Annotated in this window: 11 protein-coding genes, 1 tRNA gene and 1 pseudogene; 6 read left to right on the forward strand and 7 right to left on the reverse strand. The window is 47.0% G+C overall.

Annotation, left to right across the window (positions count from 1 at the left end; genetic code table 11):
* Window positions 1-39: 39 nt before the first annotated feature.
* From QUA57_RS17505 to QUA57_RS17515, 3 genes are all read right to left on the reverse strand, one after another.
* Window positions 40-126 (reverse strand) — tRNA-Ser (locus QUA57_RS17505).
* 60 nt (window positions 127-186) lie between these two features.
* The gene (locus QUA57_RS17510; RefSeq protein ID WP_333062512.1) at window positions 187-2796 is read right to left on the reverse strand and encodes a ComEC/Rec2 family competence protein; all 2610 of its coding nucleotides are present in this window, start codon (window positions 2794-2796) and stop codon (window positions 187-189) included.
* 200 nt (window positions 2797-2996) lie between these two features.
* The gene (locus QUA57_RS17515) at window positions 2997-3476 is read right to left on the reverse strand and encodes a DUF4079 domain-containing protein (RefSeq protein ID WP_333041247.1); all 480 of its coding nucleotides are present in this window, start codon (window positions 3474-3476) and stop codon (window positions 2997-2999) included.
* A gap of 252 nt (window positions 3477-3728) precedes the next feature.
* On the opposite strand from QUA57_RS17515, the gene QUA57_RS17520 reads away from it, so the two are divergent.
* The gene (locus QUA57_RS17520) at window positions 3729-4775 is read left to right on the forward strand and encodes an endonuclease/exonuclease/phosphatase family protein (protein ID WP_333062511.1); all 1047 of its coding nucleotides are present in this window, start codon (window positions 3729-3731) and stop codon (window positions 4773-4775) included.
* 829 nt (window positions 4776-5604) lie between these two features.
* On the opposite strand, the gene QUA57_RS17525 is transcribed toward QUA57_RS17520, so the two are convergent.
* The gene (locus QUA57_RS17525) at window positions 5605-5943 is read right to left on the reverse strand and encodes a DUF1815 family protein (RefSeq protein WP_015176985.1); all 339 of its coding nucleotides are present in this window, start codon (window positions 5941-5943) and stop codon (window positions 5605-5607) included.
* A gap of 156 nt (window positions 5944-6099) precedes the next feature.
* Between QUA57_RS17525 and QUA57_RS17530 the strand changes: the two genes are divergently transcribed.
* Window positions 6100-6228 carry a hypothetical protein gene (locus tag QUA57_RS17530; RefSeq protein WP_333041245.1) on the forward strand — a complete coding sequence of 43 codons (129 nt, stop codon included), beginning with the start codon at window positions 6100-6102 and terminating at the stop codon, window positions 6226-6228.
* Between the two features lie 32 nt (window positions 6229-6260).
* On the opposite strand, the gene radC is transcribed toward QUA57_RS17530, so the two are convergent.
* From radC to QUA57_RS17545, 3 genes are all read right to left on the reverse strand, one after another.
* Window positions 6261-6992 carry a RadC family protein gene (gene radC / locus QUA57_RS17535; RefSeq protein ID WP_190736147.1) on the reverse strand — a complete coding sequence of 244 codons (732 nt, stop codon included), beginning with the start codon at window positions 6990-6992 and terminating at the stop codon, window positions 6261-6263.
* A 122-nt stretch (window positions 6993-7114) separates the two neighbouring features.
* Window positions 7115-7738, reverse strand: a complete 624-nt coding sequence (locus QUA57_RS17540; protein WP_333062510.1) for an excalibur calcium-binding domain-containing protein — start codon at window positions 7736-7738, stop codon at window positions 7115-7117.
* Between the two features lie 446 nt (window positions 7739-8184).
* Window positions 8185-8427, reverse strand: a complete 243-nt coding sequence (locus QUA57_RS17545) for a hypothetical protein (RefSeq protein WP_333062508.1) — start codon at window positions 8425-8427, stop codon at window positions 8185-8187.
* Between the two features lie 240 nt (window positions 8428-8667).
* On the opposite strand from QUA57_RS17545, the gene QUA57_RS17550 reads away from it, so the two are divergent.
* From QUA57_RS17550 to QUA57_RS17565, 4 genes and pseudogenes are all read left to right on the forward strand, one after another.
* Entirely contained in the window at window positions 8668-9684 is a 1017-nt protein-coding gene (locus QUA57_RS17550; protein WP_333062506.1) for a succinate dehydrogenase/fumarate reductase iron-sulfur subunit, read from the forward strand.
* Between the two features lie 94 nt (window positions 9685-9778).
* A complete protein-coding gene (locus QUA57_RS17555; protein ID WP_333062505.1) occupies window positions 9779-9967 on the forward strand; it encodes a chlorophyll a/b-binding protein in 189 nt (62 codons plus the stop codon).
* Between the two features lie 139 nt (window positions 9968-10106).
* Window positions 10107-10310 carry a hypothetical protein gene (locus tag QUA57_RS17560; protein WP_333062504.1) on the forward strand — a complete coding sequence of 68 codons (204 nt, stop codon included), beginning with the start codon at window positions 10107-10109 and terminating at the stop codon, window positions 10308-10310.
* A 21-nt stretch (window positions 10311-10331) separates the two neighbouring features.
* Window positions 10332-10610: pseudogene (locus QUA57_RS17565) on the forward strand (leucine-rich repeat domain-containing protein); the annotation flags it as partial.

Consider the following 10610-nt stretch of genomic DNA (forward strand, 5'->3'; position numbering starts at 1 on the left):
TTAATAAGGTGCGCGCTTGACGCTTGACGCTGAGATGTACGGAGAGGGTGGGATTTGAACCCACGTTAGAGTTACCCCTAAAGTAGATTTCGAGTCTACCGCATTCAACCGCTCTGCCACCTCTCCAAGTGATTTGAGATGTGAGCTAAAAGTATTTTACCGCACAGTGCGCCAGATTGTAAATCTTTATAAAAAAGAAGTTTGATTTTCTTCAGATTCCAAAGTGGTCTTAAATCCCCCTGCTGGAGTCCACTGGAGGGCTCCGTCGCGCCCTGTCCAGAATATTTGAGTTTTGCTTTGGCGCAGTTGGGCTGCGGTTTCTGGGTCGATTTCGTCAGCAGATGCGATCGCCACTTGCGGCGCAACTGCGCCCAATAACTCAGCCGTCAGGGCTTTTCCTGACCACCACAGCACTTGAGCCGGCTTCAAGGTTCCCGTTGCGACCAATTGTTTTTGCGCTTCCGGTGTCATTTCACCGACGAGCAACCAAGTTCGATTTCCCACCAGGAATTTTACCACCGGAATCTCCGCATTCACCAACTGCAACCGGGTCGAACCCAGATCAACTGTACTGTTAGTTTCTAAAGGAAAGTAAACGCCTTGGCGAGACTGCACAGCCGTCATAAATTCCTGATTGTTGCCACGGTGAATTTGTTTCGGAGCATTATTATCATAAAATGTTTTAATTGGCAAGCGTTCTAGTAATTTTCCCCAACCACTGCTCAAACCTAAATGACCGTGAGTGGCGATCGCAAAATTCACAGAATTAACTCCTTGCTGCTGCAAAAAAGGCAACACTGTAAACCTCACGGTATTTTCATCACCGCTATTAATTAGCGCCACTTTTCCCCTATCTTGAATTACTAAAACAGGTTCGCCAGATGTCGCCAGCAAAGTAACTTGAAATAAAGATGCTTGAACGTGCCAAGCTGGCAAAACTATGATACTTATTCCCGCCACCAGCGCCAGCGGTAAAATCCAAGCTGCAGAAAAAACCGGCAGCGCAATAACTCTGCTTTTCCCCTTCTTCCCTTTACCTTTTTCCTGGTTTTTCCCTCTGACTGCTTCCGGCTTCCGTCTTTTTTCTTCCTTCCTTTTTCTATCCGTTACATCCCGTACATTGCTCGTTGCCGAACTTCCCCCGATCCAAACCCAGCAAATTAAACTGTAAAGCGCTATTAGCTGAAACACCGATACTTGACCGACAGCTACCGAATTACCCGGTAATTGCGAGAAATATTCGGCGATCGCAATTAACCCCTTTGCCGGATAATCGAGCAGTTGCGCTAAAACACTGCCAGCCGGCGGAAAAAGCAATCCCGCTAAAGCGCTAACCATCCCCCCAATACTCAAAATCCACAGCAAAGGAGCCGCAATAATATTAACTAAAATGCTGTAAGGTGATACCACACTAAAAACATAAAGTAACAGCGGCAGCACCCAAACTGAAGCGGCGATCGGAACCACAATAATTGAAGCGATCGCGGGAGGCATCCAGTCCAACTTTGCCATCAGTGGCGGCGTTGTCACTATTAACCCCAAAGTCGCCAAAAAGCTCAGTTGAAAACCTAAATCCCAAATCCACAAAGGGTTAACCAGCAGTAAAATAGTAGCAGCAATTAACAGCAATCCCAGCGGCTTAACTTGGCGGCTCAGCACCAAAGCAAATAATGTTCCAAATCCCATCAAAGCAGCGCGGCATACTGAAGCTTCAAAGCCAGTTAAGCCCACGAGCAAAAATAAAGCACCGACACCAAAACTAAATTGTAATTGTTTGGAAAAACGTCTGGTTAAACCTATAACTAAAGCCAAAACCATTGAAACTTGAGTGCCGGAAGCTGCGATCGCGTGTGCCAATCCAGCCTGCACAAAATAGTCGCGGATGTTGTAAGGTAAATCTACCGCTTGTTTGCCGAGGGCGATCGCACTGATTAAGGGCCCTTCGGGAACATTTAACTGCGATAGCTGCGATCGCACGATCCGCTGCCGCATCGCCTGAATTTTTGATGGCTGCATCCCGCTGGGCTCCAAGAAAGCAGCCGTTTGGCTGTTAACTCGATTTACATCCGCAATCGCCTTTTCTCTCGTCCAGTCAATTTGACGACCTTTGAGTCCGACAAAAGCCCCTTCTCTGGCTAAATATGCTTGAAAATCAAAAGCCCCCGGATTCGACGGCGGCTGCGGTTTGTACAACGAACCCACAACTGCGATCGTATTGTCGGCGTACAAACCCGTTGCTTGCAGCACGGGCACTGTAACGTAGAGTTTGCCGGATACTGAGCGGTTTACGACTGCTCCTCCCTCGCCGCCGTTGATTTCGCTAACTAAATCTGTTTCTAGCCAAAATTGCGATCGACCCGATCGAGTCAATCGAGGCGTACTGACAACTCTACCGCGAACTGTCACTGCCACTTCCTGAGTGTTCCCGCCAGCCGGGATCAGTTTGCTGATGTCATCTACTGCCGGTTGGGGCGATCGAACTGCAAAATAAATGCTAGCTAGAAATGCCACCAAACCCGCCACTGCCCACACCCCTTTCGCTCTCGGCAGCCTTTCCAACAAACTCAACTCTTCCCTCGTATCTAAGGGCTCTTCCAGAGAATTTTCTTTTTGTCGGCTGCGTCTTTTCTTAGTAACTTTTACAGAATTTAGAGTAAATTTTCGCAACAATTTCGGCATGGCGATTGCCACCGCTATTCCCAAAGCAAGTATCCCGTATCTCCCCCAAGGAACCGCTGTAGAAATCAATCCCAAAATGTAGGCAAGACAGAAAATGGCACCCGTTGCTTGATTCATTAATTAGTAATTTAGAGGGGGAATATTTCAGGGAAACCTATGCACTCCTTACCAAAAAAACCGGGTTTTTAAACATAGATAAAAAGCTAAACGCTATGTATTTAGATAAAAAACCCAGTTTCTGGCTACCCGTGCGTAAGTTAGGGCAAAATTTCTTTCCTTACATTCTTTCCCTTCCCCTTCCCCTTCCTCTTCCTCTTCTAAATAGACAGCCCCAATTTTAAACCGAAAGCCGCGTGCAGCACCATAAGTGCAAGGGCTGTCGTGCCTAAATAAGCGTGAACCGCGCGCAGTGCCAGCTTATTGCCCCCAAAACCCGTTAGCGAAATCAAGCTGCCAACAGCCAGTAAAACCAGCACTGCCGAACCTGTCCAAAAATGCGGACTTTCCATCACAGGTTGGTGCTGCATCACCAGCGACAGCAAGCCGCCTGTATAGCCCAAAGCTAGAAACAGAAACATCCAGGGTGCAAGCTTGCGGTGATCCGAGCGACTTTTGAGTGCGACATCTTTATCGGCGGCCAAACGTCCCTGCCATCCCGTATACCCGACAAAACTGCCCATCGCCACCACCACTATCCCCATCATTACAGGGTGTCCCCAATGGGTAATTGGTTCGGGAATTCCCAGACTGCGAAATTGACTGGCGATGGGTTCTAGTAGTTCGCTGAGATTTATCATTTGCTTGAGATTCCTAACTTCGCGATCGCTAATTTTGATTTAACCAACAACTTACTCTAAATAGCAATATATCGATCGCGATTTTCAATCACTGTTTCCAGCCACAAGTCTGTATAAAATAAAAGAGCCGGACACAGGAGAAGTGTATTCCCTAGCCTCAGCAGGGGAGCGGTCATTTCATGTAATTTGAGCTGAGCAGTATCCAGTTTTTTGTCCCCACACCAGTAAGAGGATGCTATTGCAGACGGCGCTATGATTAAGCCTTACCGATTTTTGCAGCTAATTGCTCAACTGCTCGCCTACGCTTACTCAGCACTGATTGTCAGCTATCTGATTCTGAGACTGATCTTTTGGGACAGGCTGTGGCCGATTGCCTTGATGGGGGATTTTGTTCCTTGGATTTTCTTGCCAATCTTCCTGCTGCCAATTCTAGGGTTTTTTATCATAAAGAAACGCTGGTTCGCGATTGTTTCCTCTGTCGCTGGCATCTGTTTGCTGGGTTGGCTACACGTCACCTACTTTTCTCCCCAGCAGACGAACATCAGTGATTCCCAGCCAACCCTCAAGATTTTTTCTCTCAACCTCGGCTGGCATCACAAATCCCCACAAGCTTTGGTCAACCTAATTGAAGAAGAAAAACCAGACCTCATTTGTTTGCAAGAAATTAAGGAGGATTACGCCAAAGAAGTATTCTCTAAGTTGGCCGCATTATACCCGCACAACCTGGGGCGCGGATACCATGTGATTCTCAGCAGATATCCCATTCGCTCTTTCCAAAAGTTAAAGCTAGCCGGTGGGAACGAACCACAGGAACGAGCTATTATCGCAATGAACCAGCAAGATGTAGTTCTTTATAACATTTCAACCACCCCACCGTGGTTTCGCCAGCATAAAATTTTGCCTTTCCTCAAAATCCCAGTTTACGAGTACGGCGACCGACCGGCACAAATTCAAGATTTAGTGCGGCGACTCCAGAAAGAAACGCTGCCGACTATTGCTGCCGGGGACTTTAATCTGACTGACCAATCTCAAGACTACTATTATTTGAAAGCGGTTATGCAAGATGCTTTCCGAACAGCAGGAGTGGGTTTTGGCTTTACTTTTCCGCACGGGTGGGATCTGAGTTTACTGGTTAAACAGTTAAACTGGAAATTAACTTTTCCCCTGGTGAGGCTTGACTATGTTTGGTATTCTCACCACTGGGGGGCAAAATCAGCCAATGTTTTACCGCCAATTGGTTCAGAGCATCTGCCGGTGTCGGCCCAACTGCGGATGCAACCGAAATTTGGACGAGTGTAGGGGGTTGGCAACACTTTGGTGGGGCAACCACAAGGGCATTGGTATCAATTTAAGCTCCGCGCCGTGATGCTGTTGGCGAATCCGTGAAGGGTGACACCTCACATTTGCTCCCGTCGCACCCCTCTTAGAGCGTGCCCGGATAATTGCCCGCAATTAATTTTTCTATCCTTCTTCCTCTTTCTTCTTCCTTTTTGGCGTAGTTGGCGTCTTGGCGGTTCATTATTAAACCCCCCAAAGAAACAAAGTATTGATTCGCCAACAGTCTCATGGAATGCGCGACTATACAAACAGGGAATTTTAGACAAATGAAGATGTTTTCAACCAAGCACAGACGAATGGCTCGAATTAAGCCTTACTGGCTTTGCACTTGACTGCTGAATCGCCCGTATGCCATAGCCCTGGGTCTGCGCTTCACCCAATCTTCACAGCCTCATTCTCACTCTGGATGTTAAATCCTACCTGCCTGCTCAAAGTTAATTTCAATTCCTTGACTTTTGAATGCCAAAGTTAGAAATTAACGTCGCAGCCGACGAACACTCCCACTTCTACATTTTGCTAATCGCTCTCAAGGGAGAACCAAGTCCTGAAAAAAAAACTAGAGGTTCCAAGTTTGAGACTTCTGGCATAAAGTATGCCGTCTGCCCAGGCTCACTTCGATAGACTGAGCGCTAAACCGTCTGAAGGCACCCTGATAGCACCCTTGTCTGTTGAGCAGCCATCGCTGTGCACCTAAATGAACCCTCTCAACTAACTCGCTGGGGATTCGGTTTTAGCAGACAAGCACCCACTTTCTTGCGTCGCCTTCCTCGGAACCGTGCAATCGCTACACTCACTGCGCCGTCGCTAAAGTAGCTTCCGAAGGTTGGATTTGATACTTTACGAGATTTGCCAGTTCTTGTAACTGATTAATCGCTTCTGCACCTTCTAGTTTCATCAGTTCGCGGTCGTCCCGCATCTCAGTCCAAGTGATACCGTAATCTGACACTAAAAATCGAATCAGATGGTTGTCCGTCAAACTGACCATAAATGAGGCACTGTTCATCTGACCCCCGCAAGTGTAGCAGGATGCCAGATACCCCCGATGCTCTAGCACGATCGCTAAAGCTTGAAGGTTCATTACCAAATCTTGAACGAATTTACGGTGTTGTTCTGCAAGTCTCAGAAACACAGTTCTCCTCCTATCACCACACCGTGTATTTTACATCCCATTTAATAATTTCTTAATAAGTGGGTATTTAGGTGCTGGTTCAGTATACGTTTAGTATGCTCAAAAAAAATCGGATTAGCGACCTCTTCAGCCTACCTATACTAGATTAACCGAGTTGTGATCGAAACGAAGTATCAGCAGCGACATTCAGCCAAAACAGGCTCTAGCGGGGTACTCCAGCCGGAAAATTTGCCTGCTGTCACGGGTGATTCAGCCGTCGGAGAGCCCAAAGATACAAATAACTAATGATAGTAATGAAATTAGTTAAGTATAAGAGTTCAATCACCCTGCGGGTACTCGTCCCAAAGCGTCGTCGTCTGCCGCAAGCTCCGAAAATCGCCATTCCCCAAAATCAAGTGATCCAGCAGCGGAATCGACAAAAACTGCGCTCCCGCCAGCAACTGCCGCGTCAAAGCAATATCCTCCGGGCTGGGTTCCACAATTCCCGATGGGTGATTGTGCGAGATAATCGCCCGCGTCGCCCCCTGGCGGATCACCTCGCGAAAAATATCCCGTGGGTGAGCCAAAGTTTCCGTTGCTGTGCCGATCGTAATTACCTGAGTACCCAGCAGCCGATTTTTCACATCCAGCAACACCACAGCAAAACGTTCCTGAGACTGCCACATCAAATCCTGACTCAGGGCATCCGCCGCCGCTTGCGGAGAGTCAACCACAGCCATTTCCGGCGGCCGCGACTGAAACACCCGCTTTCCTAACTCCACCGCAGCCAAAATCGAAGTTGCCTTGGCAGGGCCAATCCCGTGAATCTGCGTCAACTCCTGAACGCTAATAGTGCGTAGCACAGCCAGAGGATCACGGTGGTGCAAACTCAACTGATTTAAAATATACTGTCCGAGCCCGACGGCGGAAAGCTTGCCGGGTCCCTGACCAGTACCCAGGAGAATCGCAATCAATTCTGCAGTCGCCAAACTTTTCGGGCCACCCGCCATCAACCGTTCCCGTGGCCGTTCACTCGTTGGCAAATCGACAATTCTCAAGCTGTAAGTCATAGCTGCACCCGCACCGCAAGCTCAACAATTAGACAATTTTAGCCGATCTATTTGCGTTCTTCAATTCGTACAATCACCCAAAAAAGCCTTCATCATTAACCGAGGCTGTTGGCAGAGCAAATCTAACCTAGCGTTTCGCAAGCGATCGAGTCTCGATCTCGATCGAGCTTAAAAGGATCGCCCGGATATGCTTCTAAAACTCGCTGCGCTTCGGCCTGAGTCGCAAAGTCAGAACAGTTGCAATCTGAGTTAACGCAACTCGGAAAATCGGCACTTTTAACCTTCGGTTTAGAAGACTCGTAAATAACTTTCTTGGTATCTTCCTTTGGCTGCTGTGCATCAAGAGCAATCTCTGCGGTTCGTTCAACAGATTTGACTGAAGATGGCAATTTGCGATCGGGCCTTGGTTTGGCAAGTGCAGGTACCTTCGCAGAAATGGCAGGTTTCGGTGTTGGTGTCGGCGTTTTCACAGTCTCCGGCTTCAGTGTCGGCGCTGCCGAAAGCGGTGACGGCTTAGCGGTTTGAGATGATACTAACGGATCGCTTGGGGCCGAAAGCGCCACCGAAACTTCCTGAGACGGATTGGGTGCGGTGACGCCAACAAGTACAAACGAAGCCGCCATCAACCCGCCGTACATCGCGATCGATCGCTTGCGGGTTGGTGCGCCCACCCATTTCGGATTAACAATACCCAGAAAGAAGGCAGGTATCGACAATAGAAAGCTTAAGACGAAAAAATTAAACATCGCAACTTTTAACAGTAAAAAAGAGAAGTAATCCAGGACGCAGAAACCAGGTTTCTTTTCCCAAAATCCGAGGTGAAGCACGAAGGATATCTGTTTAAACAACCCGATTTCTTTAATTTCTGTGCGTAAGTCCTGAGAAGTTAACTTCCTTATTTATCAGCAGGCAACTCACAAATCCGTAGGATTTACGAAGTAAATATAACCCTAGACACCGGACGCTGGTGAAACTCGGTTGGTGAGTGTATTTTTCCTTACTAAACCCACGATTTTTTCCTAGAGTTCGCGAGCGCACTCCGACGCCTATAAACCGGGGTTTTTAATTGCAGTAAATGAGTAGAACCAAGTATTTTTATTAAAAAACTACGTTTCTCGCCCCAACCGGGCGTAAGTCCTGGTAAAATTTCTCGTAATGCTGGCAGAAAAGTGAGATGCATACCCAGCTACGTTCAGCGCAAAGGTGCGCTTACCGTAAATTCTGGCCATTCAGTTGAGGCCAGCAGCCCCGAGGAAAGTGGTTGCGGCGGCTTAGGTGCTGTAACTCCAAGCAAAAGGAACGAAACTGCCATCACTCCGCCGTACAAGGCAGCCGAGCGCTTGCGATTTCCCTGTCCCACCCATTGAGGATTTAGCAGACCCAGACAAAAAGCCGGCGTTGAAAACATGAAAGTTAATACAAACAAGCTGGACATAAGGCACCTCCGACTCGCAAACTGCAGCGATCAATTAATGTTCTCTCCACTTAACATCTCAAAAAATCCGCTAAAAAAAGTTATAATTTAGAATTTATGACTTTGGACTTATTGCCTCTTATTAAACAATAATAAAACTGCTTAAATCTCTTACTTTAGATAGTGGTTTAAAAAAATAAGAGCTTTTTACCGAACCCCAAAATTCAGCTTAAAATAGAAACTAAATTCCTCACTCAAAATATGAAAGTCCGCTTTAACGTAGTCCGCCAAAATCAAAACGAGGCTCCCCGGGTTCACACTTACACCCTAGACGTTGAAGAGAGCAATACTATCCTCGACTGCCTCAACAGTATTAAGTGGGAACAGGACGGCACTTTAGCTTTTCGCAAAAATTGTCGCAATACAATTTGCGGCAGTTGTTCTATGCGAATTAACGGTCGATCGGCATTAGCTTGCAAAGAAAATGTCGCCAGCGAACTCGCAAGACTACAAAAAATAGCTGATTCCAGCTCAGCAGAAAAGCCGGCCGATTTCATCCCAGAAATCACCGTCGCCCCAATGGGAAATATGCCGGTAATTAAAGATTTGGTTGTTGACATGACCAGTTTTTGGGACAACCTAGAAGCAGTTGAACCCTATGTGAGCACAGCCTCGCGAGCAATTCCAGAACGCGAATTTCTGCAAACTCCAGAAGAGCGATCGAAACTCGACCAAACCGGCAACTGCATCCTCTGCGGCGCTTGCTATTCGGAGTGCAACGCCCGCGAAGTCAACCAGGAATTTGTCGGCCCCCACGCCCTCGCCAAAGCTTACCGCACGATCGCCGACTCCCGCGACAGCGAAACCGAAAATCGACTGGAAAAATACAACGAAGGCACCGCAGGCGTTTGGGGATGCACCCGCTGTTACTACTGCAACTCGGTTTGTCCGATGGAAGTGGCGCCGATGGATCAAATTGGTAAGATTAAACAAGAGATTCTCGATCGCAAAGACGACCAAGCCAGTCGATCAATCCGCCACCGCAAAGTTTTAATCGATCTCGTCAAAGAAGGCGGCTGGATAGACGAGCGCAAATTTGGCATCGAAGTAGTAGGAAACTACTTCCGCGACGTTAAAGGTTTGCTGAGTCTGGGTCCCTTGGGTTTGAGAATGATCGCTCGCGGCAAGTTCCCACTGTTCTTTGAACCTTCAGAAGGTACTGAAACCGTGCGAAATCTGATCGAATCGGTTCAAAGTTTAGAAAAGTCAGCAGATTAGTGATCGGCTGTCATTTTCCTGGTAAATTACAAGTTGTGCGATCGCAAAGCTTCCCCAAAGCCATCACTCAAAACACGAAACTCAAAACTTTTAAATGACTGCTAAAACTCCTCCATCCCCAAAACCGACAACCCCAAATACCCCAAAACTAGAACCAGCCTTTGGGTGGAATGCCTATGCAGAACAAATCAACGGAAGATTTGCGATGGTGGGGTTCGTGGGACTTTTGCTGCTAGAATTCTTCACCCGTCAGGATTTTTTTACCTGGCTGGGCCTGCGTTAAATTAATCAAAATCAATTAAAAAAGGAAGCTGAAAAATTATCTATATTTCAGCTTCCTTTTGATTTTTAAGAGTTATTTAAAATACAGTTAATCAAATTAAAGGTACAATATTATAACATTTATAGTGGCATAAAAACATATGAATTTACACAAGTGGATAGTAGTTGCTTGTAGTGCGATCGGTCTAACATTATGTGGAAATAGGCTTGGAGCGTTAGCAGCAGAAACGCAACCGGGAAACAGTGGACGAACATTTACTGATTGGTGTCGTGAAAAAGCTGATTTGAGTCCTGAAGCTAAACGTACTGTTGAGGTACTGTTGAAGACAGCAGGGACTACTTAGTGCGATGCCGCTAATCAGAGACTTTCGACTCTCACGAAACTCGACCTCAACGGCAATCAAATCAGCGACATCAAACCGCTAGAATCTTTGACTAACCTGACTTGGCTCGACCTCAACGGCAATCAAATCAGCGACATCAAACCGCTAAAATCTTTGACTAACCTGAATTATCTCTACCTCTATAAAAATCAAATCAGCGACATCAAACCATTGCAATCCTTGACCATTCGTAACAAGTTAAGCCTGTATGGCAGTTGTCAAGGGGATTTCAGAAGATGTCTCAAAGAAATATTGGTTCAG

The organism is Microcoleus sp. Pol7_B2, from assembly GCF_036701035.1.
In the GTDB taxonomy this organism is placed as follows: domain Bacteria; phylum Cyanobacteriota; class Cyanobacteriia; order Cyanobacteriales; family Microcoleaceae; genus Microcoleus.

Bases quoted from the DNA above. Each gene is read 5' to 3' on its own strand.
- QUA57_RS17555 (WP_333062505.1), top strand. From the start codon at position 9,779: ATGACTGCTAAAACTCCTCCATCCCCAAAACCGACAACCCCAAATACC.
- QUA57_RS17560 (WP_333062504.1), top strand. From the start codon at position 10,107: ATGAATTTACACAAGTGGATAGTAGTTGCTTGTAGTGCGATCGGTCTA.
- QUA57_RS17540 (WP_333062510.1), bottom strand. From the start codon at position 7,738: ATGTTTAATTTTTTCGTCTTAAGCTTTCTATTGTCGATACCTGCCTTC.
- radC (WP_190736147.1), bottom strand. From the start codon at position 6,992: ATGACTTACAGCTTGAGAATTGTCGATTTGCCAACGAGTGAACGGCCA.
- QUA57_RS17545 (WP_333062508.1), bottom strand. From the start codon at position 8,427: ATGTCCAGCTTGTTTGTATTAACTTTCATGTTTTCAACGCCGGCTTTT.
- QUA57_RS17515 (WP_333041247.1), bottom strand. From the start codon at position 3,476: ATGATAAATCTCAGCGAACTACTAGAACCCATCGCCAGTCAATTTCGC.
- QUA57_RS17510 (WP_333062512.1), bottom strand. From the start codon at position 2,796: ATGAATCAAGCAACGGGTGCCATTTTCTGTCTTGCCTACATTTTGGGA.
- QUA57_RS17520 (WP_333062511.1), top strand. From the start codon at position 3,729: ATGATTAAGCCTTACCGATTTTTGCAGCTAATTGCTCAACTGCTCGCC.
- QUA57_RS17550 (WP_333062506.1), top strand. From the start codon at position 8,668: ATGAAAGTCCGCTTTAACGTAGTCCGCCAAAATCAAAACGAGGCTCCC.